A 19,699-nucleotide genomic window follows, 5' to 3' on the forward strand; every position below is an offset into this window, starting at 1 on the left:
CGGCGCACTCAGTAACCCCGGGCTTTCGCGGGGACGCCTTGCCCGGTGCGGGCTGGGCTTTGGGGCACCTCACCCTCGATGCTTCTTCGGGGCTCTACAGCCCCGCATCCCATATCAGTTCTGCGGGCTGTCGAGGCGGCCGCTCATCGGGACGCTGCGGAAATGGGTTGTCAGGCCGTGATTCTCATCGATGATGTGCAGGGCGACGGCCGGATCGGGCGCGTAGTCCATGACGTGGTCGGGCAGCTCGAGTTCCCACATCGCGCCGAGCACGGAGGCGGTGCTCGGCGCGACCAGCAGCGGGCGGCCCGCGAAAGTCGTTGTGGCGCAGGAGTGTGCATGTCCGGTGAGCACGCCGATGATCCGGTCGTCGCCGGCGACGACGGCGGCCAGCCTGCCGGGATCGGCGAGCGCGATCTCGTCGACGACCGGGCTGAACAGGTGCGCCGGCGGGTGGTGCAGTGCCAGCAGCACCGGGCCGTCGGCCGGTGCGGCGGCGAGGGTTTCGCGCAGCCAGCGGTAGGTGTCGTCGGTGAGCCTGCCGCTCGGCTCGCCGGGGATGCTGGAATCCAGCATGACGATGGTCAGCCGGGTCGGTTCGTCGATCTGGTGCACCCGGTTGATCGGCTCGGCGGTGGCGGGCAGGCCGAGCAGCACGCTGCGGAAATTGGCGCGATCGTCGTGGTTTCCCGGAATGGCGATGACCGGGATATCGCTGGCGAAAGTGGTTACCGCTTGGGCGTATTGCTCGGGTTTACCGGCATCGGCGATATCGCCGGTCACCAGGATGACATCGGGCCTGCGGCGCAAACCGGCGAGGAAGTCGAAGACGCGTTTCGCGCGCGCGGCGTTACGCACGCCGAGATCGAAATGGGTATCGCTGACCTGAGCCACCAGGATCATCGGCGTTCGCTTTCTCTGGGGGATCGCTCCATTGCGTCAGAGTGTGCCGGATCGGGTGTGCGGCACGCCTTTCAGGCTAGATGACCTGCGTGTTACGCGTCGTCATGAGGCTGGCCACCGGGCAGAACCCAATGGCCGGTCTGTGTCGGCGGGCACAGCTCATTCCGGCTGGTTGACGATGTCGTGCAGGGTTTGCAGCGCGCGCAGGAAGGCGCGGCGGTCCGCGGCGGGCAGATTCGCGAGCAGCACTTCCTCCTGCTCCTGGATTTCGCGCTGGGTGCGGTCGCGCAGTACGCGACCCTCCGGCGTCAGGGAGACCATATTGACCCGGCGGTCTGCCGGATTGGGTTCGCGGCGGATCAGCCCACGCCGCTGCAGGTCGTCGAGTATCGCGATGATCCGGGTTTTATCCGCGCGGGTGGCCTTGGCCAGGGCAGCCTGGGTGTAGATCGGGTCGTCGTCGAGCCGGAGCAGCACGACATAGGCCCACATGGACAGGCCGTTTCGGTCGAGTATGGGCTGCTCGGCCACCATCAGCGCGTGGCCGAGCGGCGCGATCATCGCGGCCAGGTCGGGTCGGGTCACTTCAGGCATGGGTCGAAAATACTGCTTGCATTTAATAAGCTCATGCTTATGATAAGCACATGAGTACGATTACGGATGCGGATCTCGTCGCCATGCACGCCAGGTCCCTGCGACTGACCACCGACCTGGTCGAGACGGTGACGCCCGATCAGCTGAACAACGAAACCCCCTGCGCCGGTTGGAATCTGCGCGACCTGCTGACCCATATGACCATCGAGAACCACGGTTTCGCGGAGTCGGCCCGCGGTCGTGGCGGAGATATTTCCCTATGGCAGACAAGGGAACTCGCCGACCCCATCGGCGAATACCTCACCGCCTCGGCGGACCTGCTCGACGCGTTCGGCGTCGACGACATCTCCGAGCGCGAGTTCCTGCTGCCGGGAATCATGCCGGGCGTCCCGTTCAAGGCCGAGCACGCGGTGCGGTTCCAGCTGGTGGACTGCGTGGTGCACGCGTGGGATGTGGCGCGATCGATCGGGAAGAACATCGAGCTCGACTCCGATCCCGAAATGGCCGACGAGACGCTGGCGATCGCCAGGATCGTGCCCGGCGGTGCGGATCGGTTGAAGGAGGGTGCGGCGTTCGGGCCGATTTTGGAGGTGCCGGAGGGGAGCGGCAAGCTCGACGAGATTCTGCTGCTGTTGGGGCGGGATCCCAAGTGGGGCAATTGATTCAGGCTGGATAGGGGTTCTCCCGGCTCGGGGGGAGTAGCGGCAACCACGCGTAAGGCGTCGACTACCCGGCGAGCAGTGCCGCTCCCTGCTCGAGCAAACCGGCAGCCTCGTCGGCTCCGACCCCGACCGGCACCCAAAAGTCCTCTCCTGGAACGGCTTCCATATCCAAAACCGGCGGCGTGCGCCAGGAAGCGGTGAGGCCGAGCCGCCAGGAATGCAGGTGGGTGCGTGGCTGCGTCCCGGTCCTGTCGAACAGCGGGTCGCCGACGATCGGGTAGCCGATCCAGGCCAGGTGCACCCGGATCTGGTGGCGGCGGCCGGTGATCGGGCGCAGCGCGAGCACGGTGCGTGACTCGGTGCGCAGCAGGGTCGCGAATTCGGTGATCGACGGATAGTTCTTGCCGCTCAACAGATCCGATTGCCGAACGAACCAGCGGTCGTCTTCGGTGCGTATCGACTCGCGGGGTGCGGCGATCCGCACCCGGTTCTTGCGGCCGACGCTCAGCGGCAGATCGATCACCCCGCGGTCCGGCAGGCCGGTCGAATCCACAACCGCCAGATACGCTTTGGTCGCCGTCTGCTTGTTGAACTGCCTGGTCAGTTCGCCGTGCGCGGGTAATTCCTTGGCCAGCAGCACAAGACCGGATGTCACCTTGTCGATGCGGTGCACGGGGTAGAGGGTCTCACCGGACGCGGCGGCCAACTCGACGATGTCGGTGTCGTGCCGCTCCCCGGTGACCGAGATCCCCGCGGGCTTGTTCAGCGCGAGTACGCCCGCGTCCTCCAGCAGCAGGCAGCGGGCGCGCAGCTGTGACCAGTCGATATCCACTCGGTGGAGTTTATGGGCCTGCTACTTCTCGTCGGCGCGCAGCAGGTGTGGGCGCAGGCGGCTGAAACCGCGGACCCGGACGCTGCGCAGATTGCGAATGGTGAATTCGGGCTCGTTCGCGAGTTCGGCGGCGGCGTGGTCGTCGACCAGGATGGTGCCGGGGCGGGCGACGCCGGTGAGCCGCGAGGCGATATTGACCACCGAGCCGTACAGGTCGCCGAAGCGCTGCAGGACCGGGCCGTACGCGATGGCGACGCGCAGCTCCGGGGTGCCCGCGACCATCATGGTCGACTCCTGGATGGCCAGCGCGATCCGGGCCGCGTCGATGGCGTGCTCGGCCGCGAACATCACCTCGTCGCCGACGTTCTTGATCACCCAGCCGCCGTTCTCGGTGATCGCGGCGGTCGTGGTGGATTCGAACGCCTCGAGCAGCATGGATAGCTCGTCCGGGTGCAGATGCCTGGTGAGCCGGGTGTAGCCGACCATATCGGCGAAGCCGACCGCCAGCTCCCTGGTGGAATCCTCGGCGATCACCGCGCCGTCGAAGGAACGGGCGAGCGCCGCGGCCAGATGCCGCCGCCACGCGTAGGTCTGGAGTTCCTCCAGCACCGCGATGGTCGCCTCGGTCGCGGTTCTGGCGATCTCGGCCGGGTCGCGGTCGGGTTCGGCGGCGCGGGCCGAGGTGATCCTGGTTTCGATCTCGGCGAGCACCAGGTCGGCCTGCCATTCCGCGAGCCGGGCCATGCTCTGGCCGAGCGTGCGGGCGGCGGCGGACTGCTGGCGGATATCCGAGGACGCCACCACGCTGAGGCTGCGGAAGTCCCGCACGGCAGCCACATCGGCATCGGTGTAGTCGTCGGTGTCGTCCGGATTCGCCGGGAAGCCGAGTGCCATCCACAGCCGCTTGGACACCTCCGGCGATACGCCCGAGCGCTCGGCCACCTCGGCGCGGTTGTACCGGCGCGTGCCGCCCAGCAGATACGACTCCACCACCGACTGCACGAGCTCGGCCATCTGGTTGTCCACCATGGTCGGTACCTTACGACCAAGGCATGACGCACAGGCGATGCTCGGATGGAGGTGGCGCGATGGCGGGTTCGGCGCAGGCCGCGACGACAGGGGAGATGAACGTGCGCTCCGATGGTCCGGCGGATGCCGCGACCGTGCTGCTGATCCACGGGTTCGCCGGTTCGCTGCACTGGTTCGACCGGGTCACCGAATTGCTGGTGCCCGCGTACCGGGTGCTGCGGGTCGACTTGCGCGGGCACGGCCGGACCGGCGGCCGGTCCGGGTTCGATCCCGAATCACAGTCCCGCGCAATTATTTCCGCACTCGACGCGCTCGATATCCGGGATGCCGTGGCGCTCGGGCATTCCTTCGGCGCCGATGTGGCGCTGGCCGTCGGGCGGCGCAGCGAGCGGGTGAGTGGGGTCGGAATCATCGGTCAGGCACCGGATTTCAGCTATTCGAAACTGCCCGCCGCAGGTGTGCTGCTGACGTTGCCGGTGCTCGGAGCGCTGCTACACCGGCTCACGCCCGCCGCCGCGATCCGCTTCGGCATGCGGACGGCCTTCGCGCGCGGCTTCGCGGCGCGCGATGCCTTCGATCGGCCCGACCGACCGGTATTGGATTACCGCGCAATGCATCCCGGAATGTTCCGGGAGGTGCTCGTCGATCGGCCCGCGCGGCTGCGGGGCGAACCGCTGGACGCGCAGCTGCGTGCGATCGCCAAGCCCGCGTTGGTGATTCACGGCAGTGCCGATCAGTTGTACGACACCGCGCGGACCGTCGCCCGGTATACGGCGGCGGGCGCGCGGGTCGAGGTGGTCGATGGGGCCGGGCATTCGCCGAATATCGAGCGGCCCAACGAGTTCGCTCGTCTGGTCGGCGAATTCCGCACGGAGACAGGGCTGCGGGCCGGCTAGGTGCTCAGCTGCCTACGAATTCGCGGTCGCCGAATCGAACGTCCGCCGCATTCCAGTCGCCGCCGAGTTCGGTGACGAACCGCTGGGCAAGTGCGTAATCGGCGATATCGGCGACCACGATCAGCCGATTGTCCTCGGTCACCGAGCCGCCGACGAGTCGCTGCCTGGCGACCGGGTCGGCGACCAGCGCGTCGTGGAAGCGCCGCACATCGATACCGGGCACGGTGGCGGTGAATCCGTCGACGCCGGGCGCGTCGGCGGGCAGCGGTTCGAAGGTGAGCACCGACTCCTGCCGGAACTGCGCGCGCACCTGGTCGGCGAGGTTGTGCAGGTCGGGGCCGGTGACGCAGGCGAGATGGAATTCGCGCGAGCGCTCATAGGTGGTCTGCCGCTGGTCCTCGGACCAGAACACGCCGCTGACCAGCGTGGAGCCGACGGGCAGCGCGATATTGGCCGCGACGATGCCGTCCACCTGCAGTTCGAAGCCGTCCAGGCGGGTGCGCAGCCGTTCATCGGCCGGATCGGTGATGGTGCTCGTATTGTCGGTGGCGAACAGTTCGGCGGTGGGCCGCAACGGATTTCCCGCGGCACATGAGGCGGGCCCGGCCTGGGCCTGCACCTGCGTGACCATCGGGACGAGCACCAAAGCGGCGACCGCCGCGATGCGGGACAGCACAACCAAACGGACACTACCCATGCGCGGATCTCCGTATTCTCGGACCTGCCAAGCCGATTCGACGGTCGATTATGCGTTACCGGCGCGTTTTCCGCAGGGGTTTCGGTCCGCTGAGCGGACTCACGAGTTCTGGTACTGCGCAAGGGATTCCCAGGACCAGGTCAGCTCGCCGGATGCCAGATCCGCGACTACCCCTTCCAGCCAACGCAATTCGGCCTCCATGACGGCACGGTTGTATTCGTCCTCCAGCATGGTCACCCGGGGCAAACCGATCGCGGCAACCTTCGCGGCGTCGTTGTCCAGCTCGGTGAGGTTGGCGCGCAACGCCTTTGCCCGGCGGTCCAGTTCGACTCGCGCGGCGTCGGGGCCGAGCAGCATCACGAACGAGAGGGCGGCGGGGAATTCCGGGAACTCGTAGCGGGGTTCGCCGATCATCTCGGTGATCCAGCCGAGGCATGCGGCGCGACCCGCATCGGTGATCTCGTACACCGTCCGCTCGGGGTACTGCTGGTCGCGGCCGGTCTCACGGACGGCGACGAGCCCGGCCTCCTGCAGCCGGGTGATCGTCTTGTACAGCGCGGCGCGCTGGGCGACGTTGACGACCTTGTCCTTGCCCCACTCCTTGATGCGCCGCTGGATCGCGTAGGGGTGCATGGGCTCCAAGTGCAGGATGCCGAGCAGTGCCATGGCCAGGGGGGAGCGCTTGAACTGCGTCGATGCCGTCATACCCGCATTCTACTGGTTTCCCTACTACTAGGTATCTAGAAACTAGTTGCTAAGAAACTAGTAGTTGTGTCACTATTGGCTCATCGGCGGGGACAACCCCGCGAACGAGAGGAACCGGACATGACCACTGAGACCGTCAAGATCCACGTCGACCACGAGACCACCAAGCGGCTCGGCGACTGGACCAGCGCCACCGGCTTCGACGTCAAAGCCCGCTACGGCAGCGTGGTGATCGATCTGCGCTCGCCGCGGATCGAGGGCGACGAACCGATCGAGGTGCACGTCAACCTGGACCACGCGATGGTCAAACTGCTCGTCCCGGAATACGCGGTGATCGATCAGACCGAACTGGAATGGACCGGCCGCGGCAGGGTGAAGGATTTCGCCCGCCCGCAGCAGGCCGCGGGCCGGGTCATCCGGCTCACCGGCACCAGCGCGAAGAGCGAATTCCGGGTGCACCGCGGCGGCATCGCCATTCTGTCCGCACTGTTCTCGCGGGAGTTCCTGGAGGACGCGCGCCGGGCGAACAAGGAGGGCCGCACACCCACCCTGCTCGACCCGGAAAACGCGCCGCGTTGAACCGGATACGCATCGAATTCGGTGGTCCCGCATTGTGTCCAATTGGACACACTGCGGGACTCGCGGTGTCATGCGAGCAATGACAGGCCGCGGCCGGTAGCCGTGTAAAACTTTCCACCACACGGTATTCCTCAGCATCGGAGGACGGTCCATGACGAATTCTGTTGCGCAACTCGATCTGCCGAAACCGCTCGTCATCACGCTCGGGAATCTCAAAGGGGGCGTTGGGAAGACGACCTCGGCCTTCTTCCTTGCCTCGTATTTCGCGCTGGTACACGAACTTCGCGTGCTCGTCATCGACGCCGACCCGCTCAGCCAGACCGGATATTCCTGGTATCGGCGGCTGCAGAAGGGCGAGGTCGAGGTCCCGTTCGAATTGATCGCCTTTCCGTCCCGGCACGTGAACGACTGCATCACCGACAATTCGGCAAAGTTCGATGTCGTCATCGTCGACGCGGGCGGTGAATCGGCGGAGATCTTCAAGGCCGCCATACCGCAGAGCGATGAGCTCATACTGCTGACCAGCGTCAGCCCGTCGGAGGTCAAGCGGGTGCCGAGTACCTATAAGGCCGCCGAGGAGGCGGCCGCGGGCAGCGGCCGGGAAATCCGGGTGCGCGTCCTGATGACCAAGGTTCCGGTGACCATGAAGAACGGTGTGAACGTCTCCACCGAATACCGGGTGCAGCGGGCGAATCTGGAGGACGCCGGATACGACGTTTTCGATTCGTATCTGAGCGCGTGGAAGTGGTACCGCGAGGCGGCCGACGGCGAGGTCGGCGACGGCGCCGAGAATCCGATCGCGGACCTGGGGGAGTATCGGCAGGTCGGTGACGAATTACTGAGCCCGTACCGGGCGGTGATGGAGGTGTCGGCCTGATGCCTCCGCAACGCAGGAAGGGTTCCATCGGCGGCGCGCCGAATTCGGCCGCGCGCACCGTCAATCCGTTGAGCGACAAGGCCGAGCACACGCCGCCGGTTTCGCCGCTGCGCGACGCCGAATGGCGGCCGGCGAAAATCACGCCCGCCGCCGAGGACGCGATATTCACCGGCGTGAACGTGCTCACGATGCCATTGCCCGCCGCGGGCGACGGACCGCTGAGCGATCAGGAGCAGGCCCAGCTTTCGGCGTGCGAATCCTCGATCGATAAATTGCGGATGGCGTTCTGGGCGGCGGGCCGGGCGCTGCAGATCGTGCGCGACGGCAGGCTCTACCGGCAGAGCCACGGAACCTTCGACGATTATGTGGAGCAGCGCTGGGATATGCAGCGCTCATACGCGCACAAGCTGATTCGCGCCTGGCCGCTGGCGGCGCGGCTGCATCCGGTGGCCCCTGCGATAAACGAGGGCCAGGTGCGCGAATTGCTGCCGGTGGCCGCCGAATACGGCGAGGATGCGGCGGTGACGGTCTACACCACCATCGCGAATTCCGGGGATGCGAAGGTCACCGCGAGTAAATTGCGCGCGGCCGTTTCGGTGCTGCCGGATCATTTCGACGAGACCGAGGTGGTCGAGCGGCTGCGCGCATGGCTGCGCGGCGATCTGGTGGACGAACCGCGCGGCGAATCCGGTGAACGAGTGCTCGATCTGTTCTCCACCGTCGAATCGCGGCTGGCCGCGCTGACCCGGCGGGTGGTGCGAGGATCGAGCAACGACCCTGCGGCGGCACGCGAATTCGCGGCGAAACTGCGTACGCTGGCCGAGCAGATCGAGGAGCAGATCACGGCCTGAATCGGCGAGAACAGACGCCCCGCAGCGGAATCGGACGCTGCGGGGCTTGTTTTTGCCTGGGATTAGTTATTGATTCGTTACCACGAGAACGTGTGTCGAAACTTTGTGCGCCCCTGAATGTGTCGAATGATGACTGGCTGGATCCGCTGGACTGCACGAGATCTCCGTGATGGTTTTCGAAATCGTTTCGAGGTCGAGGTGGGAAGTCCCGCGACGCCACGCACCTGCGGCGCCACGGCCTGCCGCGGCCATCGATGTGAGCATCGGAGGACCGCATCATGGCATCAACCGAAGACGTCCGATTATCGAGGTTCCTGCATCAGCTGCTGCTCTGGGCCTTGGCGGCCGGAGCGTTCGTCGCGGCGCTGTTCCTCGCATCCCTCATGACCAGCGGGCACGCATCGGCCCAGCCGCCGATACTGCCCGGTATCGGGATCGAGAAACCCGCCATTGTCGAAATCCCGGCCATCGAAACAACTCCCGTTGTCATCATCGATGCGCCCGCTGTTCCGGCTCCGATCACTGAGAGCCACTGCTCCGAAAGCCGGGTCGATGTGCCCGCTGTTCCGGCTCCGATCACCGAGAGCCGGGGCTCCGAAAGCTGGAGCGCCGAAATTCCGGTCATCGCAACGCCTCCGGTGGAGCTGCCGGTCGCGGCCGCACAGAATGTGCCCGGCCTGCCCGGATCCCCGCTCGCGCTGCCCGGCATCGAACTCTCGGTGCACGCGGGCGTGCCGGGCATCGAATTCACCACGCCGGTACGGATTCCCGGACTGGAGCTGGCGCCGGGCCAGCGGATCGAACTGCCCTTCCTCTCCGGCGCTCCCGGCTTGCGGCAGCCCGCGCCCGCGGTGGCGCCGAAGTCGAGGGGTGAGCGCGCCGTCGAGGCCGCGCGCGGCAAGCTCGGCGCGGCGTACGGCACCGGCTCGGCGGGACCCGATTCCTTCGACTGCTCGGGTCTGGTCCAGTGGTCGTACGGGCAGGCGGGTGTCGAGGTGCCGCGCACCAGCTACGACCAGTTGGCCGGCGGTACCCCGGTGGGCCTGGACGAGCTGCGGCCCGGCGATGTCGTCTCGTTCTACGGCGGCGGGCACTCCGCGCTCTACGCGGGTGACGGCAAGGTGATCCACGCGTCGACGCCCGGCCGCGGCGTCGTGCTCTCGCCGATGTCCGAGATGCCCGTCGCGGGCGCCTGTCGGTACTGAATCACCCGGTGGCCGAATCGCTTCGGTTCGACACCGCACGAAAGACGCAGTGGTGCACCCTCGGTGGGGAAGCCGATCGTGCCGCAGCAGGTAGCTGGTCTCAGGTTCGCGTTGTGCTGGAATTTCGCGGGTCGGTGAGGAATTCGCCGATCAGTGCGGTGCCCGGTCCCGGTCGGGCGCCTGGTCCGACTGTCGCATAAGTGTTTTCGTGGTTCAGCTCGCCGCCGCATTCGGCGCACACCATGCGCGCGCTGGTGTGCCGTCCGCAGTCGGTGTGCGTGACGAGCGCGGGCGGACCGTCCGGGGCGGCCCATTTGTCGCCCCAGGCGACGATGGCCGCGATGATCGGATAGAGGTCGTAACCCTTTGCGGTCAGCACATATTCGTGACGCACCGGAGCGGATCGGTACTCGCGTCGCTCGACAATGCCGTTGCGCTCCAGGGTTTCCAGGCGGGTGGACAGCACGTTGGTCGCGATGCCGAGGTCGCGGCGCAGATCCTCGAACCGGGTCATCCCTGCGAAGAGGTCGCGCACGATCAGCGGGGTCCAGCGCTCGCCGATGATGCCGGTGGCGCGGGCGATCGAACAGGCGATATCGCCGAACGGTTGGCGGGGCATGGGCCGATCCTAGTCGATTGCTTTTTGAAAGTGACTAGGTAGAGTGGCTTGCAAAAAGCAATCGAAGGGCGTGGTGATGGCGACGGAAACCGATGTGGTCGCGGCATTCTGTGCGGCGGCGCGGCACAACGATGTGGACGGCATGGTCGCGGCGCTCGCGCCGGACGCCGAACTGATCTCACCGCTGTCCAGCCGGATCGTCATCCGTGGGCGGGACGATCTGCGCATCGCGCTCGGGGTGATCTACGGATCGCTGACCGATCTGCGCTGGACCGAGTTCATCGGTTCGGGAAGTACCCGGGTCGCGGTGAGCGAGGCCGGGATCGGCCGCTTCGGCATCACCGACGCGATGATCATCGAGCTGGCCGAGGACGGCCGAATCCGGCGCATCCGCCCGCATTTGCGCCCGTGGCTCGGCACGACGGTGTTCGCGCTGCTGGGCGCGGCGAAGCTGGGCAGGTATCCGGGGCTGATGCGCCGGGCGTTGCGGCCAGATGGGTAGTGAAAACTGTTGTAACGCAGTGATGTTGAATCATCAGTCGCTAGAGGTTCAACGAAAATCGTTGCGGCCCAATATATTTGGTGTATAGATTTGTCCGATACCGGCCGAGTCGCCGTGAGGCACGCGCCTAGCGGGGTCGGCGGACCTTCGTACGGGCGACGAGTTCGATCGTGACTGCGACGGAACAGGATTGGGCGAGCAGAAGTCCGACCAGCACCAGGATTTGCACAGCGCCCGCCTGGTAGGCGGAGCCGCTTGCGACCAGCACGCCGACGAAAGCGCCTGGGAGCGTGACCAATCCGACGGTCCGGGTCTGATCGACGCCGGGTAGGAGCGCATCGGCGGCGGTGCGGCGGATGACCTCCATCCGCGCGTCGCGTTCGGTGAGGCCGAGGCTCAGCGCGGCCTCCACCTCGCCCCAGCGCTGTTCGATCGCGTCGAGCGCGCGGCGGGCGGCCAGCGAGGTCGCGGTCATCGCGCCGCCGAGGACAATGCCGCCGATCGGCACCAGCGCAACGCCCTTGATCGGAACCACCCCGCTCACCAGCATCATCGGCAGCACCGCCGCCATACCGGCGGCGAGCGCCAGCGCGAGCCACGCCGCGGTGCAGCCCGAGCCGGAGCGCCGCGCCGAGGTGAATACCGCCGCGACGAACATCACCGCGAGCACCAGCAGCGAGGACCACAGGTGCGCGAGCGCGGCGGCAAGTACCAGCGCGACCGCCGCCAGCTGGGTGGCGCCGCGCGCGGCCGCCCGCGGTGGCACCCAGGCCGAGTCGAGTTCGGCGAACCAGTAGACCGCCGCGGCGGCGGCGACCAGCACCGTGCACAGCGCCGCCAACGCGATGCCGGGCGTCGCGACCGAATTCACCGCGCACTCACCTCCGTGCCTCGGAATGGGGTCTGAACTGGGCAATCGTAGGCAGCGGTTGCGCAGCACCGAATTCAGGTGCCATCATCGGCCAATGATCTCCTCTCATGGAAAGGCGGCCACCGCCTTCGCGCGGTGACCCGCGTTACGCCGTCGCGGCGGCTGGTTTCCCGCGAACAATCTCGAACTGAACTCATTTCGCTGGCCTGTCGGTTGCGCGACGAATGGTCGCGGGTGGCGTTGTCCACCGATCCGGCCGATCGAACCGCTGCGGAATCCGCGATTGCCGAGCTGTATCGGCTGGTCGGCGCGTCGCCGCCGGAATTCGTCTGGGTGCCCTCTCCTACGGCGGCTGTCGAGGTGCTGCGCGATGATCCCGCTGGCTCAACGGATCTGACCGTGCTGCACCGGCCGCTGAGCTCATGGCCGGTGCGTTCGCGCCTGGTGCAAGCGAAATCCCAACTGGCACAACGTCTCGAAGACCGGACGCAGCGACGGTTTCCCACCGAACCCTGGGCCTGGTATGGGCCGGAGGCGACGGCGATGTCGCCGCGGGCCCTGGCTGCCTCCGCGGAGTCGACGGGCCGGATCCTCGACTCGGTCGTGCGGCAGCCGCTGCTGAACACCTTGCGGGACAACCTGTATCAACCGATGCGGCGCATGCTGCTCACCGAAAACGGCGTCAATTCGCCGGTGGCCGGGCACGAACAGTACGACACCTGGGGCCTGGCGTATTTCGGCCTGCTGCGGGACGGCGGGTGTCTCCGATTCGGCCATGCCGACGCGCATCACCTCGACCAGTGGCTGACGCTGGCCCGCTCGGCAGGTTGGTGGTGGCCCGGTGAGCGGCGCTGTGTGCTGGCGGAAAGACCCGCCGCGATCCACACCGAGGCATTTGGCGATGTGCGGTTGCGGCCGCATCATCCGGATCGCCGTGCGGTCGAATTCGTCGATGGCACAGGTATTTTCGCCGTACACGGCACTGCGGTGCCGGAATGGGTGATAACCGGGCCGACCGTCGAGCTGATTCGGCGGGAACGCAATATCGAGGTGCGCCGGGTCGCGATCGAACGGTTCGGGTGGGACGCCTACATCGACGCGGCCGGACTGGAATTGGTCGCGGCCGCGCCGGATCCAGGTAATCCGGGCGGAATGCTGCGGCTGTATCACGTACCGCGGTTCGCGAGTTCGCGAGTGTTACTGGTACTCAACGGTTCTCGTGAGCGAGACGGTACCAGGCGCCGGTACGGCATCAATGTGCCCGCCGCCATGACGGATCCGGTGGCGGCCGCGGGCTGGTCGTACGGGCTGTCCGGGGCGCAGTACGCGCAACTCGTACGTCGCACGTAAATCCTTTTTCCGCAATCGAATCAACGGTGGTATGTCATGCAGAAAACCCTTGCCGAACTGACCGCGCGCACCGGTGTCGAGGTGCTCGACCATCTGGAGCGCGAGGTGCTCGTCCCGGTTGTCGCGGGCCTACAGGCCCAAGGCGACCTGATCGTCGTCCCGCTTGCCATGGCCGATGGCATCCAGCTTCCGGCCCATGGCGCATGGAATCCGGTGCCCGCCGCGGGTATCGAGGTGGTCCGCGGCGCGACCGGTGCGAATCCCCATGTGCTCGTTGCCGATCCGGGGAAATGCCGCTGGACCACGCTGGTTTTCGACCACACCGGTCTCGCCATCGGCTGCCTCGACACCAGTGACGTCGCCTACCTGCTGCACCCGGAACACGGCGGTAGTGGCATCGCGCCGGGGTGCTATGTGATTCGCAGGCAGCGCGAACGCACTGGTGCGCCGGGCAGTTGGGGTGCGACCCGAATGATCGCCGACTGAGGCGGTCGCCTGCGGGTGGTGGCCCGGAGGGGAGCTCACCACCCTCAGGCCTGCGGGTCGCGCAGTGCCCGCTCCCAGTTCTGGGCGTTGGCGTATTCGCGCACGGTGACGATCTTTCCATCCGCGACCCGGAACACCGCAATGTTCTTGTTGTGGTACGGGTTTCCGTTGCGGACGGTGCCCCACGAGCTCCATTCGACCGTCACCTGGTCGTCGGCGGCGAAGAAATTCGTCACCTCGATCCGGACCTCCTTATCCGGATCGAGCAGGGCGAATGCGGTGCCGAGGAAGCCGTCGACGATCTGGTCGCGCCCCGTCCAGGTGCCCGAGAACGGCAGGTCGCCCGGGTACCAGAAGGTTGCCTCATCGGCGAAGCTGTCCCGGACGATATCGTTCTCGCCCGCCTTCAGCGCGTCGAAGTAACGGCGAACGACCTGCTCGGCGCCGAGGATCTGCGTGGTGGTCATGGTGCTACCTCCCTTTCGAGGGCTTGTTGCCCGGTGTTTGTCGCTGAGACCAGTTCACCTCGCCGGGCGGTTGTGAACAATGAGCACTCCACTTCTAGACTCATCAGCATTCGTGATCAATGCGAGGAGTTGGTATGGAGTTGCGTCAGGTGCGGTACTTCCTGACCGTCGCCGAGGAACTGCATTTCGGGCGGGCCGCGCGGCGGCTGCACATCGTCCAGCCCGCGGTGAGTCAGCAGGTGCGGCGGCTCGAGCGGGAACTCGGGCTCGACCTGTTCGACCGCACCACCCGCACCGTGACGCTCACGCCCGCCGGCCACGCCTTCCTGCCGCACGCGCGCACCATGCTGGCCGCGGAACAGGCTGCGCTGGAAGAGATTTCGTTACTCCGAGCGGATGCGGTGCTGCGCATCGGCACGAATGTCGGGCTCGGGTCGCGACTGGATCGGGTATTGGCCACGCTGGCCGAACGGGAACCCCGGCTGAGCGTCGAACTGGTCAGCGCGTCGCCTGCGGCCCGGCTGGATCTGGTGCGCAGCGGTGAGCTGGATGCCGCGTTCATCCGCGGCACGACCGCCAGCTCCGGCCTGGATCTCCTTCCGGTGTGGGAGGATTCGCTGGTCGCCGCGCTGCCCGCGGCCCATCCGCTGGCCGAAGGGGAGTCCGTCGCGCTGGCCGAGCTGGCCGCGCTGCCGCTGCGTATCGTCACCCGCGAGCAGAACCCGTACCTGGTGGACCTGGTGGTCGAGGCCTGTCGCGCCACGGGCTCCGAACCTGTTCTCGGACCGGCCTTCACCACCGATCAGGACACCCTGGCGGCCATCGGCAATGGCAAGCCGAGTTGGACCGTCTTCTATGCGGCGAAGGCCGAGATACTGTACGCACCGCGAATCGCGTTCCGCCCCATCGTTTCTCCGGCCCTGACCATCCAGACCTATCTGGCGGTCCGGCCCTCGGCCGCCGCGAGTCGGCTCGCTCCGCTGCTGGCCGCCTGCGACCTCGCCTGAGCCGATTCACCCCACCTCGGCGTTATCCCTGGCAAGGATGGCGAGCAGCACCTGTCGCAGTGCGTTTTCCGGATGGGTGACGGATTGCGGGGCGCGCCAGGCGACGAAACCATCGGGGCGGATGAGGGTTACGCCGGTGGCGGTGATGCCGAAGCTGTCGAGGAAACGGCCTTCCGGGTCGGCGACATCGACGCCGACCCGGAAGGTGTTGAGCTCGATACCCGTTGCCGCGGCGACCTTTTCGGCCGCCGCAAGCCAGTCGGCGCCGTCCTGGCCGATGAGCACGCTGAAAGTACCCGTGCACAGTTCGGTAGTGGAAAACCGGACACCGTCACGTTCGAGCCAGACATGCGGAGCGCGCAGACCGGGGCATCCGCTCGGTATGCGCGGGTCCTCGATCAGCTCGTCCGGGATGAGTTGCTCGGCGGCGACGGCGGTCGAGTTGTACCGATAACCGAAGATCAGCAGGATGTTTTCGCTTTCCGAGATATCTTCCTGACCGGCCGTGGCCCGGCTGTGCAGCAACTGGATCGCGGTGGACAGGGTGAGCCGCGCGACCGGGCGGCGCTCGTCCTCGTAGGTGTCCAGAAGTTCCGGTCCCGCTTGGCCTTTGAGCACCGCGGTGAGCTTCCATGCCAAATTGTGCGCATCGGCGATGCCGGTGCTCGCGCCGAACGATCCGGACGGCGGGACGATATGGGCGGCGTCGCCCGCGAAGAACACCCGGCGGTCGCGGTACCGGCGGGCGACCCAACCGCCCATGGTGGTTAGCGAAACCTTGTGCGGCCAACCGGGAACCGGTGATACGAGGGTGAGTTCGAGCTCCGGGGCGCCGATCGCGGCGCGGACCCACTCGATACACCGCTCCTCGGTGAATGTGTCTGTCCCGTCCCCGGTTTCGGGTTCGTATGGCACAGCGAGCTGCCACCGGCCCTCCTGCCGCAATGGCAACAGCACCGAGCCCCGCGTAGGTGCGTCGAAGTAGCCGAGGGTGAACCGGCGACCGCGCAGCGCCTCGGTGAGGTCGGCGTCGAAGACGATGAACGCGAGGTGCGTCGACGGCATGGATTCGTCGACGCCGATGCCGAGCCGGTTGCGAACCCCGGCACGACTACCGTCGGCGGCGATCAGATAGTCGGCATCGATCGGGTACTCGTTTCCGGTGGCGCGATCGCGAACGATGGCCCTGACCCCGGCGTCGGTGACCTCGAACGAGGTCATTTCGCTGTGGAACCGCACGTCGGCGCCGTCGCGTTCGGCGTGGGCGCGCAGGATGATCTCCAACTCGTCCTGGTCGATGTGCGCCCATTGGGCGGGGCTGACCTCGGGGTCGATCCGTGCGCCGGCGGCCATATCGATCCGGAACCGCTCCTCGCCGGCCAGCGTCTCGGCGCCGATCATTTCCGGAAACTGCAACAGAATCGATTGGTGCGCAAGGATTTCCGGTTCCAGACCGAGTGCGTGGTAGATCTCCATGGTGCGCGGGTTGAACGCGCGTGCCTGCGGCATTATCGCGGTACTCGGATGCCGTTCGACCAGGATGGGGCGGATCCCCTGCCTGGCGAGGAACAGTGCGGCGGATAAGCCGGTTACGCCGCCGCCGACGATGAGGACCGCGGTTTTCTGGGTTTCGGTCATTGAGACGCTCCTGATCAAGGTTTCGGCGATCGGCCGAGTGCTCCAATGATCATTCGATTGGTCCGCAGTGTCAACTGTTTGTTTGATTAAGTTGTTCGACTGCTTGAATTTGTCAGGTGAGGTCTATACTCTCGTGGTGCCCCCGTCGAAACCACGCCGATCGCCCAGTCCACAGGACCGCCAGCGCGATCCGGAACGCACCCGCAAACTGATCATCGATGCGGCGGTAGCCGAATTCGCCGCGCACGGTTACGCGGGCGCGCGGGTGAGTGCGATCGCGGCGCGGGCCGGGGTCAATCAGCAGCTGATTTCGTATTATTTCGAGGGGAAAGAGGGCCTCTACCAAGCCATTTCGGAGAAATGGTGGGAGCGCGCCGACGAGTTGGCCACGCCGGATATGACATACGCCGCGAAACTGCGCGCCTTCGCGCTGGAGCAGCTGCACAATCCGGACGGTGTGCGCCTATTCGCTTGGGGCGGCCTCGAATACGCCGGTCCGGCGGACGATCCCGATCATGAGACACGGTCCGAGCGGCTCCGGTCCGATATCGATGATTTTCGTGACCGGCAGGCGGCGGGCGAGTTGCCCGCGGCGATCGACCCGGTCTGCCTGAGCGCCATGCTGATGTCCGCCGCCATGGCGCCTACGCTGCTGCCGCAGGTGATCGAGGGTACCGGCGGCGTCGATCCGCGCTCGCCCGAATTCCTGGAGCATTTCGCGGACCAGGTCGCGCTGGTCGCCCGGTTACTCGGACTCGATTAGCTGCCGTTCGCGGCCCAGATGCCGCGCACATGTCCGATATGGCGGCGGATCAGCTCCTCGGCCCCCGCCGCATCGCCCCGCTCGATCAGGTCGAGCACCTCGACGTGCTCATGCGCGGACGGAATCAGCTTGCCCTGTTCGGCGAGCGGGCGGACACCGTAGAGGCGGGAGCGGGCGCGCAGCGAGCGCACGGTTTCGACCAGTTCGTTATTGCCCGCGAGACCCAGTAGCCGGCAGTGGAATTCGGTGTCGATGGAGATGTAGGTGATGAAATCCAGCTCTATCGCCGCCTTTTCGATGCCGTCGGCGAGCGCGCGCAGCTCGGCGAGTATCGGTCCGGGGATACCGGCCTCGGCGACCTTGCGCACCGTCGGCGCCTCGATGAGCAGGCGGATCTCGGCCAGGTTGTCGAGCTCCTGATCGGACGGCTCACGAACGCGAAAACCCTTGTTGCGCAGGGTTTCGAACAGGCCTTCCTTGGCGAGATCGATCATCGCCTCGCGCACCGGGGTCGGCGAGACGCCGAACTGCTCGGCCAGCCCGGGCGCCGAGTAGACGACCCCGGGGCGCAGTTCGCCGGTGATCACCGCGCCCCGGAGCTTCTCGATGATCTCGTCGCGCATGTTCCGCCGCGGCAGGAACGACGTCAGCATCGAGACCGGTGTATCGGTGGCGGACATCGTGACTCCTCGTGGCAGGCGGAATTCGGTTGCAATGGTACAAGCGCGTCGAGCAGGTGATATGTCACATTTCGGTGTGCAAACGGGAGTGGCGGTAGCTGAAGCCCACGTACACCGCGAGCCCGAGCACCAGCCAGATCAGGAACCGCAGCCAGGTCACCCAGGTGAGGTGGGCGACCAGCCAGATCGAGAAGCCGATGCCGATCAGCGGCACCACCGGCACCCACGGCGTGCGGAACGCGCGTTCGGCGTCGGGCCGGGTGCGGCGCAGGCGCATGACGCCGAGCGCGACGACGATGAAGGCCATCAGAATGCCGACGTTGGTGAGCTCGGCCGCCTCCCTGATCGGCAGGAAGCCCGCGATGAGCGCCGAGACCACCCCGACCGGCCAGATCACCCGCGACGGCACCCGGCGTCGGCTGGACTTGCCGAAGTAGCCGGGCAGCAATCCATCCCGGCTCATCGCGAAGCCGACCCTGGTCACCGCGAGCATATTCGCGAAAGCCGAAGTGGTGACGCCGATTACCGCGCCGACGGCGATCACCAGACCGAGAATGCCGAGACCGATCCGGTCGAACGCGCTGGAAAACGGTGCGGAGACCGCGATATCGGCGTAGTTGACCATGCCGACGATGACCAGGCAGACCAGCAGGTAGACCAGCGAGGCGATGCCGAGGCTGATCATGATGGCCTTGGGCATCAGCCGCTTGCCGTCGGTCGATTCCTCCGCGGCCGCGCTCATCGCGTCGTAACCGTAGACCGCGAAGAAGGCAAGTGCCGCACCGGATACCGCGCCGCCCATGCCGAACGGGAAGAACGGTGTGTAGTTGCCCGCGTTGATGTGCAGCGCACCGGCCACCACCACGATGGCGACGATGACCATCTTCAGCGCGACGAGTCCCGTTTGCACCCGCGCGGATTCGCGGGTGCCGCGGGAGAGCAGGAAGGCGAGCAGCAGGCACAGCAGCGCGGCGAAGAGATCCACCCGGTGGCCGGCGCCGGTACCCGGGGCGCCGAGCGCCCAAGTGGGCAGGTCGAATCCGAAATAGTGGGTGATGTAGTTGAGGTAGCCCGATACCGCGATCGCGACGACGGAGACGATGGCCGTGTATTCGAGCAACAGATCCCAGCCGATCATGAAGCCGATGATCTCGCCGAGGGCCACATAGGAATACGTGTACGCCGAACCGGAACGCGGCACCATGCCCGCGAATTCGGCGTAGCAGAGTCCGGCGGCGCCGGAGGCGACGATGGCGATCGCGAAGGAGATCAGCACGGCGGGGCCGGCGATCTCGTTGGCCACCACGCCGGCGAGGGAGAACACACCCGCCCCGACCAGCCCGCCCAGGCTGAGCGCGACCAGCTGCCACAGGCCCATACTCTTCTTGAAATCGGCGGATTCGGCGACGGTTACCGGCATCCGTCGCAGGGTATTGCGCCAATTGATCGGCGGGCGCTGGGTTTTGGTCACGGCGGTCACTTCGTT

General features: G+C 66.5%; 23 protein-coding genes. 11 read left to right on the forward strand and 12 right to left on the reverse strand.

What is annotated here, in order from left to right:
• Positions 1 to 114 precede the first annotated feature (114 nt).
• Positions 115 to 903: a metallophosphoesterase gene (locus tag F5544_RS03860; protein WP_167471887.1), complete on the reverse strand. Its 789-nt coding sequence runs from the start codon at positions 901 to 903 to the stop codon at positions 115 to 117.
• 159 nt (positions 904 to 1,062) lie between these two features.
• Positions 1,063 to 1,497, reverse strand: a complete 435-nt coding sequence (locus F5544_RS03865) for a MarR family winged helix-turn-helix transcriptional regulator (RefSeq protein ID WP_167471888.1) — start codon at positions 1,495 to 1,497, stop codon at positions 1,063 to 1,065.
• 50 nt (positions 1,498 to 1,547) lie between these two features.
• Here F5544_RS03865 and F5544_RS03870 point away from each other — a divergent pair, with 50 nt between their 5' ends.
• On the forward strand, positions 1,548 to 2,159 hold the full coding sequence (locus tag F5544_RS03870; RefSeq protein ID WP_167471889.1) for a TIGR03086 family metal-binding protein: 612 nt from the start codon (positions 1,548 to 1,550) through the stop codon (positions 2,157 to 2,159).
• A 64-nt stretch (positions 2,160 to 2,223) separates the two neighbouring features.
• On the opposite strand, the gene F5544_RS03875 is transcribed toward F5544_RS03870, so the two are convergent.
• Both F5544_RS03875 and F5544_RS03880 read right to left on the reverse strand, forming a co-directional pair.
• Positions 2,224 to 2,991: an RluA family pseudouridine synthase gene (locus F5544_RS03875; RefSeq protein WP_167471890.1), complete on the reverse strand. Its 768-nt coding sequence runs from the start codon at positions 2,989 to 2,991 to the stop codon at positions 2,224 to 2,226.
• Positions 2,992 to 3,012: 21 nt separating this feature from the next.
• The gene (locus F5544_RS03880; protein ID WP_167471891.1) at positions 3,013 to 4,020 is read right to left on the reverse strand and encodes an adenylate/guanylate cyclase domain-containing protein; all 1,008 of its coding nucleotides are present in this window, start codon (positions 4,018 to 4,020) and stop codon (positions 3,013 to 3,015) included.
• 59 nt (positions 4,021 to 4,079) lie between these two features.
• On the opposite strand from F5544_RS03880, the gene F5544_RS03885 reads away from it, so the two are divergent.
• Entirely contained in the window at positions 4,080 to 4,916 is an 837-nt protein-coding gene (locus tag F5544_RS03885) for an alpha/beta fold hydrolase (RefSeq protein WP_238847071.1), read from the forward strand.
• 4 nt (positions 4,917 to 4,920) lie between these two features.
• Here F5544_RS03885 and F5544_RS03890 read toward each other — a convergent pair whose 3' ends face one another.
• Both F5544_RS03890 and F5544_RS03895 read right to left on the reverse strand, forming a co-directional pair.
• On the reverse strand, positions 4,921 to 5,613 hold the full coding sequence (locus F5544_RS03890; RefSeq protein ID WP_238847072.1) for a hypothetical protein: 693 nt from the start codon (positions 5,611 to 5,613) through the stop codon (positions 4,921 to 4,923).
• A gap of 99 nt (positions 5,614 to 5,712) precedes the next feature.
• Positions 5,713 to 6,318, reverse strand: coding sequence for a PadR family transcriptional regulator (locus F5544_RS03895; RefSeq protein WP_167471892.1), 606 nt, complete (start codon positions 6,316 to 6,318; stop codon positions 5,713 to 5,715).
• Positions 6,319 to 6,438: 120 nt separating this feature from the next.
• Between F5544_RS03895 and F5544_RS03900 the strand changes: the two genes are divergently transcribed.
• From F5544_RS03900 to F5544_RS47405, 4 genes are all read left to right on the forward strand, one after another.
• Positions 6,439 to 6,897, forward strand: a complete 459-nt coding sequence (locus F5544_RS03900; protein WP_167471893.1) for a hypothetical protein — start codon at positions 6,439 to 6,441, stop codon at positions 6,895 to 6,897.
• A gap of 151 nt (positions 6,898 to 7,048) precedes the next feature.
• Positions 7,049 to 7,774, forward strand: coding sequence for a ParA family protein (locus F5544_RS03905; protein ID WP_167471894.1), 726 nt, complete (start codon positions 7,049 to 7,051; stop codon positions 7,772 to 7,774).
• Complete coding sequence (locus F5544_RS03910; protein ID WP_167471895.1) at positions 7,774 to 8,625, forward strand: hypothetical protein; 852 nt, start codon at positions 7,774 to 7,776, stop codon at positions 8,623 to 8,625. The genes F5544_RS03905 and F5544_RS03910 overlap by 1 nt, the downstream gene beginning before the upstream one ends.
• A 278-nt stretch (positions 8,626 to 8,903) precedes the next feature.
• Positions 8,904 to 9,830, forward strand: a complete 927-nt coding sequence (locus tag F5544_RS47405; RefSeq protein WP_428847115.1) for an NlpC/P60 family protein — start codon at positions 8,904 to 8,906, stop codon at positions 9,828 to 9,830.
• 100 nt (positions 9,831 to 9,930) lie between these two features.
• Here the strand turns inward: F5544_RS47405 and F5544_RS03920 are convergent, their stop codons facing one another.
• Positions 9,931 to 10,449: a winged helix-turn-helix transcriptional regulator gene (locus F5544_RS03920; RefSeq protein ID WP_167471896.1), complete on the reverse strand. Its 519-nt coding sequence runs from the start codon at positions 10,447 to 10,449 to the stop codon at positions 9,931 to 9,933.
• A 76-nt stretch (positions 10,450 to 10,525) separates the two neighbouring features.
• Here F5544_RS03920 and F5544_RS03925 point away from each other — a divergent pair, with 76 nt between their 5' ends.
• Entirely contained in the window at positions 10,526 to 10,951 is a 426-nt protein-coding gene (locus tag F5544_RS03925; protein ID WP_174867265.1) for a nuclear transport factor 2 family protein, read from the forward strand.
• Positions 10,952 to 11,078: 127 nt separating this feature from the next.
• Here F5544_RS03925 and F5544_RS03930 read toward each other — a convergent pair whose 3' ends face one another.
• Positions 11,079 to 11,822: an ABC transporter permease gene (locus F5544_RS03930; protein WP_167471897.1), complete on the reverse strand. Its 744-nt coding sequence runs from the start codon at positions 11,820 to 11,822 to the stop codon at positions 11,079 to 11,081.
• Between the two features lie 135 nt (positions 11,823 to 11,957).
• On the opposite strand from F5544_RS03930, the gene F5544_RS03935 reads away from it, so the two are divergent.
• Both F5544_RS03935 and F5544_RS03940 read left to right on the forward strand, forming a co-directional pair.
• Positions 11,958 to 13,172 carry a DUF6745 domain-containing protein gene (locus F5544_RS03935; protein WP_167471898.1) on the forward strand — a complete coding sequence of 405 codons (1,215 nt, stop codon included), beginning with the start codon at positions 11,958 to 11,960 and terminating at the stop codon, positions 13,170 to 13,172.
• A 36-nt stretch (positions 13,173 to 13,208) separates the two neighbouring features.
• Complete coding sequence (locus F5544_RS03940) at positions 13,209 to 13,658, forward strand: hypothetical protein (protein ID WP_167471899.1); 450 nt, start codon at positions 13,209 to 13,211, stop codon at positions 13,656 to 13,658.
• A gap of 44 nt (positions 13,659 to 13,702) precedes the next feature.
• Here the strand turns inward: F5544_RS03940 and F5544_RS03945 are convergent, their stop codons facing one another.
• On the reverse strand, positions 13,703 to 14,125 hold the full coding sequence (locus F5544_RS03945) for a nuclear transport factor 2 family protein (protein WP_167471900.1): 423 nt from the start codon (positions 14,123 to 14,125) through the stop codon (positions 13,703 to 13,705).
• Between the two features lie 134 nt (positions 14,126 to 14,259).
• Here F5544_RS03945 and F5544_RS03950 point away from each other — a divergent pair, with 134 nt between their 5' ends.
• Complete coding sequence (locus F5544_RS03950; protein ID WP_167471901.1) at positions 14,260 to 15,132, forward strand: LysR substrate-binding domain-containing protein; 873 nt, start codon at positions 14,260 to 14,262, stop codon at positions 15,130 to 15,132.
• 6 nt (positions 15,133 to 15,138) lie between these two features.
• On the opposite strand, the gene F5544_RS03955 is transcribed toward F5544_RS03950, so the two are convergent.
• Positions 15,139 to 16,770 (reverse strand): FAD-dependent oxidoreductase, encoded by a 1,632-nt coding sequence (locus tag F5544_RS03955; protein WP_167471902.1) that lies wholly within the window; start codon positions 16,768 to 16,770, stop codon positions 15,139 to 15,141.
• A 136-nt stretch (positions 16,771 to 16,906) separates the two neighbouring features.
• Here F5544_RS03955 and F5544_RS03960 point away from each other — a divergent pair, with 136 nt between their 5' ends.
• A complete protein-coding gene (locus F5544_RS03960; RefSeq protein ID WP_167471903.1) occupies positions 16,907 to 17,533 on the forward strand; it encodes a TetR/AcrR family transcriptional regulator in 627 nt (208 codons plus the stop codon).
• Here the strand turns inward: F5544_RS03960 and F5544_RS03965 are convergent.
• Both F5544_RS03965 and F5544_RS03970 read right to left on the reverse strand, forming a co-directional pair.
• Positions 17,530 to 18,213, reverse strand: a complete 684-nt coding sequence (locus tag F5544_RS03965; RefSeq protein ID WP_238847073.1) for a GntR family transcriptional regulator — start codon at positions 18,211 to 18,213, stop codon at positions 17,530 to 17,532. The genes F5544_RS03960 and F5544_RS03965 overlap by 4 nt on opposite strands.
• 64 nt (positions 18,214 to 18,277) lie before the next feature.
• Entirely contained in the window at positions 18,278 to 19,693 is a 1,416-nt protein-coding gene (locus F5544_RS03970) for an amino acid permease (protein WP_238847074.1), read from the reverse strand.
• Positions 19,694 to 19,699: the final 6 nt, after the last annotated feature.

It is taken from the genome of Nocardia arthritidis (assembly GCF_011801145.1).
Taxonomy (GTDB): Bacteria; Actinomycetota; Actinomycetes; order Mycobacteriales; family Mycobacteriaceae; genus Nocardia; species Nocardia arthritidis_A.